This window comes from Micromonospora sp. MP36 (assembly GCF_008119785.1).
In the GTDB taxonomy this organism is placed as follows: domain Bacteria; phylum Actinomycetota; class Actinomycetes; order Mycobacteriales; family Micromonosporaceae; genus Micromonospora.
The window spans coordinates 13,202-30,588 of the sequence record NZ_VSFA01000088.1 but is presented as its reverse complement, the minus strand read 5'-3'; the positions used below and the strand labels follow the sequence as shown (position 1 = coordinate 30,588).

The window sequence follows — 17,387 nt, the reverse complement described above, 5'->3', positions numbered from 1 at the left end:
GCCCCATAATAAGGGACAAATGCCCGCCGGGGCGGGGAGAGTTGCCGTCTCCAGTACGGCGGTGATGACGACTGCGGTGGTGCCGGAGACGGCGCCGAACGCCAGTGTCTCGGTGGCCTGCATGACCAGTGCCTCGGCAGGCGATGTGCCGCTCAGTGCCCAGAAGCCGGCGATGACCGGCTCGAGGCTGATCCGCAGGGCGGTGATGCTGTGCCGTGCGAGCCACTGTGCGAACCTGGTCACCGGGTCCAGGCGGGTGCTGGCCGTCGTCCGGCTCGACTACGGTGGCTTCCGCGAAGGACTTATCGGCGCCACGCCGGCCACTGGGCGTTGGTCACGGCCCGGAGGATCCATTCGACCGGGCCGTACCGGTGGGTCCTCATCCAGCGAGCGCTCAGTACCAGCTGCGCGGCGAAGATGCCAAATGCGATGGCCAGTACGCCGGCCGGCGGTACCTGGCCGATCAGCCCGAGACCGAGCCCGGTGAAGATCAGAGCACAGATCAGGGACTGGCTCAGGTAGTTGGTCAATGCCATCCGGCCGGCCGGTGCGAGCGCGGCCGATCTGTGACGCCCCGCCGGTGTGTGGAACAGCCGCAGCATCGTGGCGGCGTACGCGGCCGCCAAGGCCGTCCCGGTGAGGGTGGCTAAGGCAAGGCCCTCGACCGTGACGCGGCCGCCCAGCGCTACGACGGCAAACGCGCCGGCGAGACCAACCGGGTATCCAACGCGCTGGATCAGGCGCAGACCGCGAGTGTGTGCCGACACGTCGGCCAGCATCCGGCGACGGCCGGCGGCGAGCCCCAAAAGGAACATGGCCAGGGCGACCGGCCCTTGCAGCCTCGCCGTCCCGACGATCATATGCGGTATCGAACGGACGTTCTGGGCGATGACGGAGGCCGGCCCGCCGGCCAGCGCCGCTGTGACGCTTTCCCCGGCCTTGAGGGCGGTCGACGGATCGACCGACGGCGCCTCCGCCAGGGCCATCGAGCCGAAGGAGAGTACGACGGCCCCCACGAGCAGGCCGGTCAGGATCACCGCCGTGCGCGGCCGGATCCGGTGCACGGCGAGCAAAACCAGCCCGAGTACGGCGTAGGTGGTGAGGATGTCGCCGTGGAAGAGCAGCACGGCGTGAAGCCCGCCAAGCACGAACAGGCCGGCCATCCGACGCAGGAATCGCGGCCGGAAGGCGGTGTCCCGGCGCCGCGCCGTGTCGAGTTGGAGTGTGAAGCTGTAGCCGAACAGAAATGAGAAGAGCAGGTAGAACTTCATCTCGAACAGCAGCGCCACGCTGTCGTGGATCCGGTGGTCAAGCCAGGAGGGGTACGCCGGGTCAGGGATGCGGTGGAACGCGTAGCCCGAGGCGAAGTACCAGATGTTGACCAGCAGGATGCCGAACAACGCGAATCCCCGCAGCGCGTCCACGTCCAGGATCCGGTCGAACGCATCACTGCTCGGTGGCGTCCGAGCCATAGGCCTCTTTACCCAGGGGACAGCGGTGTTCACCACGGCCCGAGCGGGACCCACGGGCCGCCGCCTGCCGCCTCACAACGGCCGGCCCCAGTCGCCCCGGTCTTTCTTCCCGTCCGGGATGTCGGCATAACGGGGGCATCACCAAGGGTTCAAGATCGTTCGCCCGTCCAGTCTTCCCCTCACCTGTAGTCGCCGGACGGAACGGGCACCCTTGGGCATCCCCGAGCTTCACTCCCAACTGGGCAGGGCCCAGCCGCTTCGGGGCTGGGACATCACGAACACACTGACTGGGGACTTCGCGGGTCAGGCAGCCAGCGTCACGCGCGGGCGAGCCACAGCGGTCCTCGGAGGCGATACCGGACGAACAGTCGGGGACCTGTTGGGTTCGTGCCGGCTTGGTCGACTCGGAGCGTTTCCTGGGTTTTCCTGGCCTGGGCCGCGGTATTCGCATTTGCCCTCGCCCGGATCCAGGGCACGGAAATCGGTGACTGGCCGGGTCAGGTGGGTGTATCGGCGGATGATGTGGCACTACGCGGACGAACGAAGCAGCTGCTCAAGATCGCAGTGTTAGCGCCCGCACACCTACCTTCACCGAGCAGCACCTGTCGCCAATGGGCCTCCAACCTGTTCGTGGACTCACCCGGCGACGAGCGCAGGCACAGCCGCCCAGCGGCCGGCGTCGCCGCGCTACCCATGAACGCAGCGGTCGAGATCGAAGCCATCTTCGAAACCGGCTGAAGCGGTTCCGCTTCCGAGTTCTGACTCATCCACGGCCGGAACAACGGCCAGTTCGGTCATAGGTGCTGCCTATGACAGTGGTCCGGGGATGATCGCTACCGGGAAACGCCGCGCGGGCGAAGCCTGGAATGATGATCGTTCTTGCTGAGGTGCCCACCCGCCGCCGCGTACCCGTCCAGGCTGCCGGGCTCGGCGCGGCGGTGTTGCTGGGACTCGCCGCGACGGTTGCCGGCACGCTGGTCCCCGTGGTCGGTGCGCCCGTCTTCGCCGTGGTCGTCGGGGTCTTGCTGAGCCCGCTGGCGCGGCGCCGGTCCGAGGCGCTGGCGCCGGGGCTGAGCCTGGCCAAGGGCCTGGTGCTGCAGTTGTCCGTCGTGTTTCTCGGCGCTGCGCTGTCGCTCGACGAGGTGCTGTCGGTGGGCGCGGGGTCGTTGCCGGTCATGCTGGGCACGCTCGGGGTGTGCCTGCTGTTGGCCTGGTTGGTGGGCCGGTGGCTCGGCGTTCCCCGCGATCTGCGCACGCTGATCGGTGTCGGCACCGGTATCTGCGGTGCCTCGGCCATCGCGGCCGCGACACCGGCGATCCGGGCGAAGAGTAACGACGTGGCGTACGCGATCTCGACGATCTTCCTGTTCAACGTGGCCGCCGTGCTGGTCTTTCCGCCGCTCGGGCACGCGCTGGGGTTGAGCGCGCACGCGTTCGGGCTCTTCGCGGGCACCGCCGTCAACGACACCAGTTCGGTGGTGGCCGCCGCGGGCGCCTACGGCCAGGACGCCGCCGGATACGCCGTCGTCGTCAAGCTCGCCCGCGCCCTGATGATCATCCCGGTCGTCCTCGTCCTCACCACCCTGAGCCGCCACGCCGAGCGGCCGGAGACGTCGAAGGCCCGGCTCGCGGCCTCCCTCGTGCCCTGGTTCCTGGTCGCATTCCTCGCCGTGGCCGCGCTGAACACCGGTGGACTGATCCCCGCCGCCGCCCAGACCGCTCTGCACCAGGCGGCGCTGTTGTTCATCGCGATCGCCCTCGCCGCCGTCGGCCTCTCCACCGACGTGGCCGCCCTCCGCCGCGCCGGTGCCCGGCCGCTGCTGCTCGGCCTGATCCTCTGGGCCGCGGTCAGCTCGACCAGCCTGGGCCTGCAATACCTGCTGGCCCGATGACCAGGCCCGGAACAGGCCGAACACCCCAGCACGTGTGACAGACTGCGCGCGATGCCACTGCCGCCCTGGATAAGCGATCTGCCGGCGCTCGACCTGCTGCTGTCCGTCGCCGAGACGGGAAGCGTCGGGCGCGCGGCGCAAGCGCACGGAATCACCCAGCCCAGCGCCAGCGCCCGGCTTGCGAAGCTGGAGCGCCGGCTCGGCGTACCGCTGCTGGTGCGTTCGCGGCGCGGGAGCCTGCTCACGCCCGCCGGCGAGGCGGTCGTCGCCTGGTCGCGCAACGTCATCGACGCCGCACAGAACCTCGCCGACGGCGTTCTGACGCTGCGCGCCGACCGGCAGGCGCGGCTGCGTATCTCGGCGAGCCTCACCGTGGCCGAGTACCTGCTGCCGGCATGGCTGCTGAGCCTGCGCCGCACCCATCCCGAGCTGGACATTTCGGCCGACGTCGCAAACAGCCACGGCGTTGTCGAGGCCGTCCGCTCGGGCACGGTCGACCTTGGGTTCGTCGAGTCACCCGACATCCCTGCCGACCTGAGTGCCCGCATCGTGGGCGACGACCGGCTCGCCCTGGTCGTCGCCGCCAGCTATCCGCTCGCCGCGCACGCCTGGCGCGCACTGCGGCCGACCGACCTCGCCGATCAACCACTGCTGCTGCGTGAACCCGGCTCCGGCACCCGCGACACGTTCCTGAACGCGGTCGCGCACGCCCTCGGCTTCGCGCCGTCCCTGCCGCACGCCATAAGCCTCGGCTCGACCACCACGATCCTCTCCACGGTCCGCGCCGGTGGTGGCATCGGCGTGATCAGCGCGCGCGCAGCCGCACCCGCCGTCGCCGCGGGAGAGTTGGTCGAGCTTCGGGTCGAGGGCCTCCCGCTGACCCGTCCGCTGCACGCCCTCTGGCTGGGCCGTACCCCAACCGCCCTCGCAGCGGAACTGTTGGCGATCGCCGCTGCTCCTTCCGCAGGGCGATAGCAGTTCCGGTAAATGTCCGGCCAGGATCGCTTGCCTTGGCGGACCCACCGGACGAGGTCGGGGCCAAATGGGCGGTGCGCTGGAAGCCCGCCCTCAGCCCCTCCGCCATCACCTTCGAAGGCCGCAATCACGCGAGCACACCCAACGCGTGTACGTGATATGCGACCCGGTCCAGGTCGGCGAGGGGGAGCCGCACAATGCGCTGCCTGGGTACGGGCACTTCAAACCTGAGCGGATTGGCGGGGCAGTCCGGCCGTTGTTCCCCGAGTGGGGTCGGTGCTGCCGCCGGCGCCGGAGCCGGCCGAGGACGCAGCCGCGGCACGACACCGGCTCTTCCGGGCCCGCGAGGAGATCCTTGACCGGCTGGGCATCGGGCTGCTCTCGGTCCGTCAACCGGGCCGTCGTAGCTGACCAGGATCACCGGCGGTGGACGGCGAGGTGGCCGGCTCGTCCCGTCGCGCCGCCCCGGGCCGACCGCGCCGCCCCAGCCGACCGCTCCCTGTCCTCCTGTATGTTCGGGCCGGATCGCAGCGGGAACGAGGGCCCGCTCAGCGCGCCGGCGTCGGTCGCCGCGAAGTAGGGCGTCATGTGCGGCAGAATCGGGTCGGTGTGAACGGCCGACCAGGTGGCGCGGTGGGCCGCCATACCGGATTCAGTTGGATCGCCAGAACTGGGGCATGCCAGGCATCCCCCAGTTGCTGGAGCGGGCCGAACTCGCGGCGGGGGTGGTTGACCTCGGCGCCGGCGAGGAAGCTGATCAGCACGTCGTTGGCGCCCATCCGGCCGATGATCCCCGCGTGGAAGCTCGGCACCTCGACCACCGGAATTCTGATCTTCTGGCCGGTCGGGGCCTCGGCGGCGCTCACCGTCGGCAGGAAGGCGACAACGCGTACGCCCGGGATCGGGCACAGGATCTGGTAGCGGTAGAAGGGCGCGTTGTCCAGCATCGAGCGGACGAACGGTTCATCGGGTGTGCTGGCGGCCCGGTTACCGATGGTCGTCACCTTGAACATCACTCGCAGTAGCCACCCCGCGGCCAGCCCCCATCCGCCATTGGCATCCGCCGGCGGGTAGTACGCGTTCGCCGCGCGGACCAGCGGGCTGAACATCGCCAGGGCCCGCACCGGAGAGTCGGGCCGGTCCCGCAGGTAGGTGCGGGCCACCGTCACCCCTTCGCTCTGTCCGACGAGGGCGATCGGCCGGCCGGTGCGCTGGTGGACCGCCTGCACCTGCGCGGCGAGCAGCTGGGAACTGGACTCCAACGATCGATGGGTGGCCTCTGGCCGATACGGCAGCGGCCGACCAGCCGAGTCCAGGCCAACGTACGAGAACAACTCGACGTTCGGATCCGCCGCGGGCCGGCCGTCGTACGCGGAGTCGTGTCCGGCCAGCAGGATCACCGCGTAGGGCACCTGCGGCGGCAGCGGCCGGGTGAAGATCGGCGGCGTGAAGGTGTTGGCCTGGTTGCCGGGTTGGGAGAGCACCTGCGACGCCAGCGGAACGGCCAGGGCGAGCACCACGACGATCGGCACGACCGGCACCCGCGCCCAACGTACCCGCTGTTGCAGGACGGCGGCGTGCACCGTTTGCCGCCAGAGCAGACCGTTGAGCGCGCCGGCGGCGATGGTGACCAGGGGCGTCCACACCTCTGGAGTGCGCCACACCAGCGCGCCGAGAACGGTGATCACCACGAAGTCGAGTAGCGACCAGCCGACCAGTTCGATCGACGGCAGTCCGCGCCACCACCCGGGGCCCACCGACATCCGCTGCAGGAAGGGGGCGAGCAACAGCATCGGAATCAGCGAGGCGAACAGGAACCAGGACAGCGAGACCACCGACGCGGCGACCGAGTAGGCGGCGAGCGGCAGGACGAGGATCGCCCCGAACGCGGCCACCCCGATGTTGCGCAGCACAAGCGCTCGGTACGGCGGCCGTTGCGCAGCCGCCGGCCAGGCCAGGCTGACTATCGTCGCGGACAGCAGCCCACGCAGCGCGATCAGACTCAGCAGGCCGGAGCCGAACATGAGCCAGGAGTTGTGGTAGACCAGCAGCCAGCGCATGTCGTGGTAGGAGTCGTACGGCCAGACCGCCGTACTCTGCGGCGCCAGCCCCTCGGCCGGGAAGAACCCGACCAGCACCAGCACGAGGACCTCAGCCAGCGGAACCGCCGCGGCGATCCCGAGCAGCGCCAACAGCCGCCGGTGCGTTGGTGCCACGAGTCCTCCTCCGGTACGTGCAGTTCTGCGCCGACATCCCGCGTTTGGCGATTACATGGGGCTGAACGATCAAATGGATCCGTCAGTTGCCCCGTTACCTAGTGAGGCCAAACCGCCCGCCGGGCCCGCGGGATGCCTGCCCGTTACCGAGCTCTTGAGGTCTCCCAAAAGATCGGCAGCCCGCGGTGCTGGCCATGCCATCGCACCCACGCCGATACTGCGGCCAACTATCCCAGTCTCGCATCGCGGCCGCGCTGCGACGCGACGGCCGCCAGCACGGTGTTGCGGACCAGGCCGCCGAGATGCAGAGCTCAGAGGCCGTTTCCCTATGCGGGAGGCGGCCGCTTGGATCTTGTACGGCACCAGCGTGCCAGGCGTGTAGCGTCCTGGTCGATGATGCACGGCGGCTGGAGGTGTAGAAATGGCGGTCTATGACGTCATCGTCGTGGGGCTTGGCGGGATGGGTAGCAGCGCCGCCTACCACCTGGCCGCGCGGGGGCAGCGTGTGCTTGGTCTGGAGCAGTTCGGGCCGGCGCACGACCGCGGGTCCAGCCACGGCGGCTCGCGCATCACCCGGCAGTCGTACTTCGAGGATCCGGCCTACGTGCCGCTTTTGCTTCGAGCGTACGAGCTGTGGGAGAAGCTGGAACGTGATGCCGGACGGGAGATCATTTCGCTCACCGGCGGGGTGTTTGTCGGCCGCCCGGAGAGCCACACCTTCGCCGGCAGCCTGCGCGCTTCGCGCGAGTGGGACCTGCCGCACGAGATCCTCGACGCAAGCGAGCTGCGTCGCCGCTTCCCAACCTTCAGTCCCCGGGATGAGGAGGTGGCGCTCTTCGAGGCCAAGGCAGGCTTCGTCCGCCCCGAGGTGACCGTGGCCGCCCACCTCGAGCTGGCCGGGCGGCACGGCGCCGACCTCCGCTACCACGAGCCGGTACTGCGATGGCAGGCGCTGCCCGACGGCGGAGTGCGAGTGACGACGGAGGAGGGCTTCTATACCGCTGGGCGGCTCGTCGTCTGCCCCGGGGCATGGGCTCCGGAACTCCTCGCCGACCTCGGTGTGCCGTTCACCGTCGAGCGGCAGGTCATGTACTGGTTCCAGCCGGAGACCGGGGTAGGCCCCTTCCAACCCGAGCGGCATCCCATCTACATCCATGAGGACAGCGCCGGCATGCAGATCTACGGCTTCCCGGCCATTGACGGTCCCGACGGCGGTGCCAAGGTGGCGTTCTTCCGGCGCGGTCAGGTCTGCACCCCGGAGACCATCGATCGGCAGGTGCACCCGGAGGAGATCCAGGACATGCGGGAACACCTCGCCGGAGTCCTGCCCGCCCTTCCGGGTCGGTTGCTGCGGGCGGCGACCTGCATGTACACCAACACGCCGGACCAGCACTTCGTGATCGCGACGCACCCGGAGCACCCGCAGGTCACCGTGGCATGCGGATTCTCCGGCCACGGCTTCAAGTTCGTCCCGGTCGTCGGCGAGATCCTCGCCGACCTGGCAACGAGCGGCTCGACAACCCACCCCGTCAGCCTGTTCGACCCGCGACGCGACTTCCAAGGTCACGTCTGAGCCGGCGGGCGCTGACCACTGCAAGCCTCGTGCGTCGGACCTGCCTCGTATGGTGGTGGGGTGGCTGAGCGATCCCTGACCTTGATGGCGGTGCATGCGCACCCCGACGACGAGGCGACGAGCACGGGCGGCATCCTCGCCCGGTATGCGGCGGAAGGAATCACGACAGTGCTCGTGACCTGCACGGATGGGCGGTGCGGGGACGGGCCCGGTGGGGTCAAGCCGGGCGACCCGGGGCACGACCCGCAGGCCGTGGTGGCGATGCGCAGCGCCGAGTTGACGGCCAGTTGCGAGGCGTTGAAGGTCACGCACCTCGAGACGCTCGGATATGCCGACTCCGGAATGATGGGTTGGGCGGCCAACGACGCGCCCGGCGCGTTCTGGAATACCCCGGTGGGGGAGGCGGCCGACCGGCTGGCCGAGTTGATGCAGCGCTACCAGCCCGATGTCGTCGTCACCTATGACGAGAACGGCTTCTACGGCCACCCGGACCACATCCAGGCCCACCGCATCACCATGGCCGCGGTCGAGCGTACGGACATCCCCGCAAAGGTGTACTGGACCACCGTGCCGCGCAGCGCCTTCCAGGAGTTCGGCCGCGTCATGAAGGAGATCGGCGTCGAGTTTCCGGAGCCGGACGGGCCGTCGGAGGAGATGCCGGAGCTCGGCCTGCCGGACGACGAGATCACCACCTGGGTGGACACGAGCGCCTACGGCGGGCAGAAGTTCGAATCCTTGGCCGCACACGCCAGCCAAGCCGAGAACATCTTCTTCCTGCAACTCGGCCAGGAGCGGTTTGCCGAACTCATGGGCATGGAGACCTTCGTCCGGGTCCGCGACACCACCGGTACGCCGACGCCGGAGGACGACCTGTTCGCCGGACTGCGCTGACCCGCACGGAGTGGGCAGCCGGGCCGGTCCTGGTGCCGGCAGTGCCAGCACCCAGGGCCCGAGTACGAGTAGTTACCGTGGGTGCCTCGGTAGCCCCATGAGCTGTTCTCGGGTGTCCTTCCTCGGCCCCCTATCCTGTGCGGGTGATCAGCACCAAGGTGCGCGTGGCGGTGGCGGTCTTCGCGGTCGGGTCAGCGTTGGCCGGGTGCGCTACCGAAGGCCGCCCGGCGGCCGAATGGAAGCCCCCGGCCACGACCACGTCGAACGCCACGGCATCGCCGAGCGCCACCGAGCCGGGCGCTCCGCCGGTCGAGCTGCGGCTGGCCTTTGCGGGCGACGTGCACTTCACGGGCCGCACGCTGCGTCTGCTCGACGACCCGCAGACGGCATTCGGCCGCATCGCCTCGGTGCTACGCGACGCCGACCTCACCTTGGTCAACCTCGAGACGGCGGTGACGAACCGCGGCACCCCGCAGCCCAAGCGCTTCCAATTCCGATCGCCGGAAACCGCATACTCGGCGCTGCGCGCGGCGGGGATCGACGCGGTGTCGATCGCCAACAACCACACCCTCGACTACGGCCAGGTGGGGCTGCTGGACACCGTCGACGCGGCGGCGGACGCGAACTTCCCGGTGTTCGGCGCGGGGCGCAACGCCGACGCGGCGTACGCACCGTGGCTGAGCACCGTGAAGGGTGTGCGGGTCGCGGTGCTGGGTATGTCGCAGGTGCACGAGCTGGCCACGCAGTGGAAAGCGACGGAAACCCGGCCGGGAATCGCGATGGCGTTCGACGGGGTCCGGGCCACCAGCGCCGTGCAAGCAGCCCGCAAACAGGCCGACCTCGTGATCGTCTTCATGCACTGGGGCGTCGAGGGCAACTCCTGCCCGACAGGGGAGATGAAGACGTTCGCGCGCCAGCTGGCCGCCGCCGGAGCGGACATCGTGATCGGAACCCACGCGCACACCCTGCTCGCCGACGGCTGGCTGGGTAAGACCTACGTGCACTACGGGCTCGGCAACTTCCTCTGGTACAGCGAGTCGCACAGCACCGACTCCGGGGTCCTGCGGCTGACCGTGCGTGGGCGGACGGTGGTAGGCACCGAGTTCCTGCCGGCGACGGTGTCAGGCACCGGGCAGCCCGTGCTCGTGTCCGGCGCGGCCCGGGAGCGGATCGAGGACAAGATTGCCACGGCGAGGAGGTGCACCGGCCTCACGACGAAGCGGCCTTGACGGCGTCACCGAGCTTGTTCCCAGCGACTGCTCCTCGGGGACAGGGCCGGGCCGGCCGTTGACAGCGTTGCCGGCGGGGACAGTTTGTTGGCTGGGCCAGCGTGTGGGCGATGATGGCCAGATGGCCGAACCTGTCACCCTCCGCGCGATCACTGACCACAACCGGTCCGCAGTGCTGGGCCTGCGGGTGGCCGCCGGGCAGGAAGGCGTCGTCGACGGCGTGGCGCGCTCGCTGCGCGACGCCGCTGAGCACCCGGAACTCGCGCCCTGGCCGCGGGCGGTCTACGCCGGGGAGCGGCCGGTGGGTTTCGTGATGCTTGCCGATGGCGTGGCCGAGGGCAACTCGGACGTGCCCTGGCCGTTCTACCTGTGGCGGATGTTGATCGACGGGCGGTTCCAGGGCCGCGGGCACGGGCGGGCGGCCCTGGACGCGGTGGTCGCGCACCTGCGGTCCAGGCCGGGCGCGCGGGAGTTGGTGACCAGCGTGGTGCCGGGGGAGGGGTCGCCGCTCGGCTTCTACCTGCGGTATGGCTTCGCCGACACGGGGAAGATGTTCGACCACGAGCGCGTACCACGCCTGGCCCTGTAGGAGGCGCCAGGCCCGGATGAGCGGGAGCCGGCTCTTGCTGCATGCGGTGGTGGCGCCGCAGTGCGTGCCGCCCACGTCGATACACTGCTGTGACGCCCCCGCTGAGTGGGGGAGTAACGGCTTCGTCGCCGCGCCACCGGGGACGAGGTCCGGTCGCCGGTGTCCTCGCTTCAGCTCGGCCATGGTACGTGTACCGTCACCCGCTCCCGCAGTTGTTCGTTGATCAGCCACAGCTCGCCGGTGGCGGGCCAGTACGACAGGTTCTCGGTGTTCTTCGGCGCCTTGGTCCAGACGGTGGTCGACTGCCCGCCGACGCCGCGGTGTAGGCAGCTCGGGTAGTCGACGCCGTCGCCGATGTTGTCGGCGTACTCGGGGCAGACGCCGGCGATGACGAACTGTCCACCGTGCGACACCGCGCCCTGCATGCCCCATACCGGCGACCCGAACGCCTCGACGGCACGCACGTAGCCGTCGGCGTCGCGGCGGGGCAGGCCGGTCGCCGGGTCGATCGGCCAGCGTACGATCCGCCCGCCGCCGCGGGTGGTGTGCTCGACCGCGACGAAGGAGCCGTCGGTGCGGTCGAGCGCGAGGCTGGCGAAGCACGGCCGGTTCCCGGTCGTGTTCGCGCAGCCGCCGCCTTCGTACCAGAACGCGCCGACCTGCGGCAGTGCGAAGGCGTGGTAGCGGGCGTGGAAGTTGCCGTCGGCGCCCAGCCCCACCTCGGCGCTGGAGGTGTCGGTGCGCCAGATGTGGGCGAGGTCGAACACGCGCAGCACCGCGCCGCCGGTGGCGACGACGAGTTTGTTGCCGTACCAGTACAGGCCGTGCCCGTGCCCGCTGATCGCCTGGAACGTCCCGGTCGCGGTCGGCTCGACGAGCAGTACGTGCCGGTACCGCAGGGTGGCCAGGTCCAGGAACGACACCCGGATGAACGAGTCGTCGGTGTAGTGCCAGGTGGCGGCGATGACCCGCCGCCCGTTCAGCACGGTGCCCGCCGATTGGGCGTCTCCGGAGCCGGTGACCCCTTGCGGGATCCAGACGTTGGCGGTGTCGTCCTCGCCGGTGTCCCAGCAGAACCCGGCGGGGGACAGCGACGCCGCGAGGTTGGTCGGGTGGCACAGTGGGCGCCCCTGCCGGTTAGCGCCGTCGAGCACGGCCGCCAGCCCGGCCGGCGCGAGGCGAGGGTCGCGCTCCAGCGCGGTGATTCGGCTGCCGTAGGTGGCGAACGTGTCACCGGCCACCAGGCGGAAGCCGCTGGCGTCGATGCGCGGGAAGGTGACGGCGGCCGTGGCCGGCGCGGGGCTGGCCACGACGGTCCCCGCCGCTGCGAGCGGCAGTGCGGTGAGTGTCATCAGGATACGAGCCAGGCGGTTCGTCATGGTCGGCGTCCTCGGTTCCCAGAGGGGTACGGGGTGTGGCGCCAGGTCCACCGCGCGGGGCGGTCCGCCGCGCGCGGTGTGACCGGCCAGGTCAGCGGGTGGCGATGTCACCCGGTAGCGCGTTCACCGCGTCGGTGATCTCGGTGAAGAACTCGGTGCACGAACCGCCGCCGCCACTGTGGACGCCCTTGGCGTGCACCTGCCCGTTGCTGTCTGTGTAGTAGATGGCGCCGCCGGAATCCCCGCTGTTGGTGCAGGTGCCGCTCTTGGTGCCACGGGTGACGTTGCGGGCGACCTCGCCGCTGACGTACTTGACGTCGTAGCTGGCCTCCTGCGCGGTCCAGCCGCACAGTTCCCCGGTGCGGGCGCCGCTGGTGCAGTATTTGTCACCCGCGACCGACTTGCGGTTGTAGCGGGTAATCACGTTGCGCCAGTCGGTGGAGTTGGGGCCGTAGACGTAAACCCGGGCGTCGCTGGCCGCGGCGCCGGCGGGGATCTGCGCCAGACCGAGGTCGCCCCGGTCGTACGGGTCGTTGGGGTAGCGCACCGTGCCGACGCCGTCGTTCCAGTTGTTGCTGATGACCGGACCGATGGTGGCCCCGGTCCCGCTGGTTATGGTGCCGCCGTTGGAAACGCAGTGCCCGGCGGTCAGCATTCCGTGGTAGCTGCCGTTGCGCCAGGCGAACGCGGTGCTGCACCAGCCGCCGCCGGGGATGTTGATGTAGGCACCGCCGAGGAACGGGCTGGAGTCGTTCTGTCGGCCACCGTACTGAAGGCTGGGCAGTTCCTCGTTCGGGGTGAGGTGGATGGCGACCCGCGACACCCCGTAGCGGTCGGCGAGGGCCTTGCGCAGTGCCGGGGTGGCCGCCTTCGCCTCGACGACGACCCGGTTCTTCTCCTCCTGCACGAACGTGCCGTAGACCGTCTCGCTGCCGGGCAGTTCGGCTGGGCTGAGCCCGATCGCCTCGTGCTGGATGCGGGTGAGCGTCGCGTGGCTGTTGGCGACCTGCTGTGCCCGTGCCCGGCCGGTCAGGCCGGCAGGGAGGCTGGCGGCGGTCCGGTTGCCGGCGGGGGTCACCGCCTGCGTGACCACCGCACCGGTAGCGCGGTCCAGATAGGCCCCGGCGAGATCGTCGGGGTGCTGCTCGACCCGCTCCTGGGCAGCGGCCAACGCCGTGGCGACCTGCTCCGGCAGCGTCGTGAGGTCGCCGAACACATCGCCGGTGAACACCTCGACGCCGTCCGGGCCGGCGGCCGCGATCACGCGCGTCCCGGACGGCTCGGCGAGGGCGGGTACGGCGGGCACGGTGATCGCCGCCAGCCCGCCGAGCGCCAACACGGTCAGCAGTCTCCTCGGATACCGCAATTGCATCTGCACTCCTAAGGATGGGGTGGAGTCCAGATCATGTGCCGCGCCGGTATCGCCGTGGTATTGCCGTGATATCGCCGACCATTGACTACTATCGCTGCAACATCGGTGACACGGGGGAGGGTAACGGGCAGGTCCGGGCGGATGGTGTAAGAGACGGCCATCGCGAGAGCCAGCTGGCCGGCTGACTCGCTCCACTCCTGGAGCCGCCCGCCGGCTCCGTACCCGGCATCCACATCCGGCCTGCCGATGGTGGTCGTCGCATGCGCCTTAACCCTTCAGTTGCGAAAAAGCGTCCGCACCGTTTCCGCTTGACTTGGTGCCTACCATCGGGCAATGACCGTCCCGTCAGGCCCTTCCGCGTCGCTCCCACCCGGTCACGCGGACGGCACGCCCGCTGATCCGGGGCGGTCCAAGCCGCGGCCGGCCCGTCGGCGTCGTCGACTTGTTCGGCGGGTCCTCGTCGTCGGGGTGGGGCTTGTGCTGCTCTTCGCCGCCCCGGCGTTCTGGGTCCGGGCGAATTCCGCTGGTCATTTGCACACGGCCGGTGATGCGCCTGAGGCGCCGGTCGCGATCGTGTTCGGCGCGCAACTGGCACCGGGAGGCACTCAGCCGATGCCGTTCCTGAAGGGGCGGCTGGATGTAGCGACCGAACTGGTCATGGACGGCAAGGCCCGCGCTGTGCTCGTTTCCGGCGACCGTGATGGTGCCTCCGGCGACGAGATCGCGGTGATGACGGCGTACCTCATCGCCGCGGGTGTGCCCGCCGAGCGCGTCGTCGGTGATCCGTACGGTCTCGACAGCTACGACACCTGCAAGCGCGCCCATGACGTGTACGGGGTACGCCGGGCGCTGCTCGTCAGCCAGTCACTGCACCTGCCCCGCGCGGTGACGCTGTGCCGGCGCCTCGGCATCGACGCGAGCGGAGTCGCCGCCCGCTGTGATGGTTGCCGAACGGTGACTCTGGCAAAGAACAACGCACGCGAGGTGCCGGCGGCGTGGAAGGTTGCCTACGACCTGGTGGCCGCACGCCCTCCCGCGGTGTCTTCAGCTCCGGACCCGGCGCTTCAGCAAGCCCTCGACCGGTAGACAGCCACAACCCGCCCCTATCGGCCGACCGCTACGGCGAGCCTTCGCAGCGCTGTCTTCCACGACACGATGGAGCCGACGATGACCGGGCACTCGGGCCATTACACGTTCGTGAATGGACGCGCTGACGATGAAGGCCCGTGAGCACGGGCGGGCGATGACCGTCCACGCCCTGATCGCCCAGCGCACTGCCCCTCTCGCCAACGGTGATCGTGTGCGGTCTCTCGACAGTGCTTCATTGGCAGGAAGGCTAATGGAGGAGGCCATCCTCTACCCCTGCGAGCCAGAGGGCGCGGCGACAGATCGCCGACCACCGGCCGGGCCCGCCGCCCTGCGGCTGTCGATCGTGTACCAGTCGCAGGTCGACGCCGCCCGTTTCAGCGTCGTTAACAAACCATCGTTTCTTGGCGATACGCCCGAAGACCCTCGAATCGGCCGTCAGCTCCGTCAAAAACCCGGCGACCATCGAACAACCTTTTCTGACAACATGAAGGGGTGCAGGATGCGACGCGGCACCTGGGGCTGGGACACGGCAGCGCGTTCGGCGAGCGTGGGGTAGCCAAGAGGCTGGGCACGCTGGGCCGGCACACCCCACTGACCGGCCGGCGGCTGCTCGAGATCGGATGCGGGGACGGCACCTACACGATGCGGCTGGTCGACGCGTTCACGCAGATCGAGGCAGTCGACATCCAGCAGGATCGGCTGGAGCTGTTCCGGGAGCGGCTGGCCGCCGACCCGGTGGCGGCCCAGAAGATCAACGTGCGGGAGCTGTCCGCCACCGAGCTGGACTATCCAGATGAGAGCTTCGACCTGGTCACCGCCATCGAGGTGGTGGAACACATCGACGATCTCGACCGCGCCCTCCGGCAGGTCCACCGGGTGTTGACCCCCGGTGGCAGGTTCGCGCTCACCACACCCAACCGGTGGTTCCCATTCGAGACGCACGGCTTCCTCATTCGCGGCAAGCGCTACCGGCCGGCGCGAGGTCCGTTCCTGCCGTGGATCGTGCCGCTGCACCGGCGGCTGGCCGACGCCCGTTCCTTCACCGCCCGTGGCCTCTCCGCACAACTTCGCCGGGCCGGGCTGGAGCCGGTGGCGGTGGACTATCTCATGCCGCCGTTCGACCGGTCCGGCTTCGGGCGCCGCATCCGGCCGCTGACCGACGCGATCGAGCGATCGCCATTCAAGTTTTTCGGCATGGCCCTGGCGGTGGTCGCCCGCCGACCGGACTGACGAGCCTCGCAACCGGACGGAGGGAGCCCGGCGGCCACGGCCACGTCGGCCGGCCCATCGGTGCCGCGCCCGGGGGATTGCGTGGCCGTGGGGTACGCGCGGGCGGTTGAGCGGGTCATTCCGAGCTGTCGCTTGCGGCGCTGGCCGTCGAGGAGGAACACCAGCGCGGCGGCTGGCGCGACCGCCCGAGGCCGTAGTAGGGCGTGACGAATCCGTTGATCAAGGCGGCGTTCGACATGATCGCCTTCCGATCGCTATTCGTCCATACGGTATGTATGCTTGCTGACCGAGACCTGCCCCTCCAACTCATGCCATCCCGCCCATTCGCCTGGGTGACGCTGGCCAGATCGGAGTGACATGGGCTGCTCACACGCTCAGGACTGCCCCCTCTTCCCGCTGCTCAACGCGAGCTTGAGCGCCTGGCGTAACAACTACTGCGACAGTGCGGAGGGTTGGCTGACATGTGCTCGGTACCAGCTGTACAGGACAGGCCAGCTCGTGCCGATCACGCTCCTGCCGAATGGAGTCGACGCGTTCAACCGCCGGCGGCCCGTGCCTGCGGCAGTACCCAGGTCCACTCAACCGGTGAACGCACGCCGCCCATGGACATCAGCAACATCGCGAGAGGTGTCGGATGGATTACCGGCTGCGGAAAGCGCACGTGCTACGGAGCCGGCTCCACCGGTAAACCACCCGGATCGGTCAGACGCGCGAGACAAGGTCAGCGATGCATGGGTGCTTGCCGTCGCCGATGATGCGAAACGCCGCGGCGGTGAACGGCTGCACGTGTGGGTGACGAGCCAGGATAAGCCGTCGGCTGCTCCTTTTCCCATCCCGCAGCCAGGGGAGCCTTCTCCCGCCGACGGATCGATGGTGGTCGCCGTCGCCTGGTTCGAGCCAGCCAGCGCCGCGTGGACGGAAACCCTCACTGGCTCACGGTGCGAGGCGCAGGTGGAGGCGGCGGTCTTGTTGGGCCTGCCGCGCTGGACACCGGCGACACATCCGGCGACGCTGACCACCTGGGGCGTGGGTCTGCACGCTACGGGTCTCGCGTTGCTTGACCCGACCGGTCACGTATTCGCCTACGGCGTCGGCGAGACACCGTCCACTTGGACGACCGCCGCGAGGGCGCTGGGCGCCGTCGCCGCCGTCTACGGAGTTGGTCCCCTGCAGCAGACAGGGCACCCCGAGCCGCTTCCGACTCAACGGCTCACGGAGGCGCGACGCGACGGAACCGTCGCCGCCGCATGGCTGCCACTGCTCGAGTGAGAGGCCGAGGCTGCGCCCCCTTTACCCGGCCAGCGTGCCGACGCGGACGCGTCATCGGCCACGGGCAACGGCCGTCCGACCGCGACCAGGCCGTAGCCGGGCGTGGCCAGGCCGTTGAGCAAAGCGGCGTTCGACATGATCGCCTTTCGATCGCTATTCGTCCATACGGTATGTATGCTTGCTGACCGAGACCTGCCCCTCCAACTCATGC

General features: G+C 69.6%; 15 protein-coding genes. 10 read left to right on the top strand and 5 right to left on the bottom strand.

All coding sequences use genetic code 11. From position 1 onward, the window contains the following. Together FXF52_RS32635 and FXF52_RS32630 are read right to left on the bottom strand one after the other, a co-directional pair. Positions 1-243, bottom strand: a 243-nt coding sequence (locus FXF52_RS32635; protein WP_222870802.1) for a hypothetical protein, incomplete at its 3' end; no start/stop codon positions are given. 59 nt (positions 244-302) lie between these two features. Next, the gene (locus tag FXF52_RS32630) at positions 303-1,424 is read right to left on the bottom strand and encodes a DUF418 domain-containing protein (RefSeq protein WP_255472571.1); all 1,122 of its coding nucleotides are present in this window, start codon (positions 1,422-1,424) and stop codon (positions 303-305) included. Positions 1,425-2,341: 917 nt separating this feature from the next. On the opposite strand from FXF52_RS32630, the gene FXF52_RS32625 reads away from it, so the two are divergent. Both FXF52_RS32625 and FXF52_RS32620 read left to right on the top strand, forming a co-directional pair. Beyond that, entirely contained in the window at positions 2,342-3,364 is a 1,023-nt protein-coding gene (locus FXF52_RS32625) for a YeiH family protein (protein WP_148802869.1), read from the top strand. Positions 3,365-3,415: 51 nt separating this feature from the next. Continuing rightward, positions 3,416-4,339: a LysR substrate-binding domain-containing protein gene (locus tag FXF52_RS32620; RefSeq protein ID WP_148802867.1), complete on the top strand. Its 924-nt coding sequence runs from the start codon at positions 3,416-3,418 to the stop codon at positions 4,337-4,339. A 584-nt stretch (positions 4,340-4,923) separates the two neighbouring features. Here FXF52_RS32620 and FXF52_RS32615 read toward each other — a convergent pair. Then, entirely contained in the window at positions 4,924-6,555 is a 1,632-nt protein-coding gene (locus tag FXF52_RS32615) for a hypothetical protein (RefSeq protein ID WP_148802865.1), read from the bottom strand. A gap of 421 nt (positions 6,556-6,976) precedes the next feature. Between FXF52_RS32615 and solA the strand changes: the two genes are divergently transcribed. The 4 genes from solA (at position 6,977) to FXF52_RS32595 (ending at position 10,837) form a co-directional block, all read left to right on the top strand. Then, positions 6,977-8,128 (top strand): N-methyl-L-tryptophan oxidase, encoded by a 1,152-nt coding sequence (solA, locus tag FXF52_RS32610; protein WP_148802863.1) that lies wholly within the window; start codon positions 6,977-6,979, stop codon positions 8,126-8,128. Positions 8,129-8,188: 60 nt separating this feature from the next. Next, entirely contained in the window at positions 8,189-9,019 is an 831-nt protein-coding gene (locus tag FXF52_RS32605) for a PIG-L family deacetylase (protein WP_148802861.1), read from the top strand. Positions 9,020-9,162: 143 nt separating this feature from the next. Next, a complete protein-coding gene (locus tag FXF52_RS32600; protein WP_255472570.1) occupies positions 9,163-10,248 on the top strand; it encodes a CapA family protein in 1,086 nt (361 codons plus the stop codon). A 121-nt stretch (positions 10,249-10,369) separates the two neighbouring features. Further along, complete coding sequence (locus FXF52_RS32595; protein ID WP_148802860.1) at positions 10,370-10,837, top strand: N-acetyltransferase; 468 nt, start codon at positions 10,370-10,372, stop codon at positions 10,835-10,837. 170 nt (positions 10,838-11,007) lie between these two features. Here the strand turns inward: FXF52_RS32595 and FXF52_RS32590 are convergent, their stop codons facing one another. Both FXF52_RS32590 and FXF52_RS32585 read right to left on the bottom strand, forming a co-directional pair. Continuing rightward, positions 11,008-12,216 (bottom strand): hypothetical protein, encoded by a 1,209-nt coding sequence (locus FXF52_RS32590; protein ID WP_222870801.1) that lies wholly within the window; start codon positions 12,214-12,216, stop codon positions 11,008-11,010. 91 nt (positions 12,217-12,307) lie between these two features. Beyond that, on the bottom strand, positions 12,308-13,588 hold the full coding sequence (locus FXF52_RS32585) for a S1 family peptidase (RefSeq protein ID WP_148802858.1): 1,281 nt from the start codon (positions 13,586-13,588) through the stop codon (positions 12,308-12,310). Positions 13,589-14,065: 477 nt separating this feature from the next. Here FXF52_RS32585 and FXF52_RS32580 point away from each other — a divergent pair, with 477 nt between their 5' ends. The 4 genes from FXF52_RS32580 (at position 14,066) to FXF52_RS32565 (ending at position 17,176) form a co-directional block, all read left to right on the top strand. Continuing rightward, on the top strand, positions 14,066-14,674 hold the full coding sequence (locus FXF52_RS32580) for a vancomycin high temperature exclusion protein (protein WP_255472569.1): 609 nt from the start codon (positions 14,066-14,068) through the stop codon (positions 14,672-14,674). Between the two features lie 115 nt (positions 14,675-14,789). Next, positions 14,790-15,233: a hypothetical protein gene (locus FXF52_RS32575; protein ID WP_148802853.1), complete on the top strand. Its 444-nt coding sequence runs from the start codon at positions 14,790-14,792 to the stop codon at positions 15,231-15,233. Next, positions 15,170-15,907, top strand: coding sequence for a class I SAM-dependent methyltransferase (locus FXF52_RS32570; protein WP_148802851.1), 738 nt, complete (start codon positions 15,170-15,172; stop codon positions 15,905-15,907). The genes FXF52_RS32575 and FXF52_RS32570 overlap by 64 nt, the downstream gene beginning before the upstream one ends. A 735-nt stretch (positions 15,908-16,642) precedes the next feature. Beyond that, positions 16,643-17,176, top strand: a complete 534-nt coding sequence (locus FXF52_RS32565) for a hypothetical protein (protein WP_148802848.1) — start codon at positions 16,643-16,645, stop codon at positions 17,174-17,176. Positions 17,177-17,387: the final 211 nt, after the last annotated feature.

Bases quoted from the DNA above. Each gene is read 5' to 3' on its own strand.
- FXF52_RS32625 (WP_148802869.1), top strand. From the start codon at position 2,342: ATGATCGTTCTTGCTGAGGTGCCCACCCGCCGCCGCGTACCCGTCCAG.
- FXF52_RS32620 (WP_148802867.1), top strand. From the start codon at position 3,416: ATGCCACTGCCGCCCTGGATAAGCGATCTGCCGGCGCTCGACCTGCTG.
- solA (WP_148802863.1), top strand. From the start codon at position 6,977: ATGGCGGTCTATGACGTCATCGTCGTGGGGCTTGGCGGGATGGGTAGC.
- FXF52_RS32595 (WP_148802860.1), top strand. From the start codon at position 10,370: ATGGCCGAACCTGTCACCCTCCGCGCGATCACTGACCACAACCGGTCC.
- FXF52_RS32590 (WP_222870801.1), bottom strand. From the start codon at position 12,216: ATGACGAACCGCCTGGCTCGTATCCTGATGACACTCACCGCACTGCCG.
- FXF52_RS32585 (WP_148802858.1), bottom strand. From the start codon at position 13,588: ATGCAATTGCGGTATCCGAGGAGACTGCTGACCGTGTTGGCGCTCGGC.
- FXF52_RS32575 (WP_148802853.1), top strand. From the start codon at position 14,790: ATGGACGCGCTGACGATGAAGGCCCGTGAGCACGGGCGGGCGATGACC.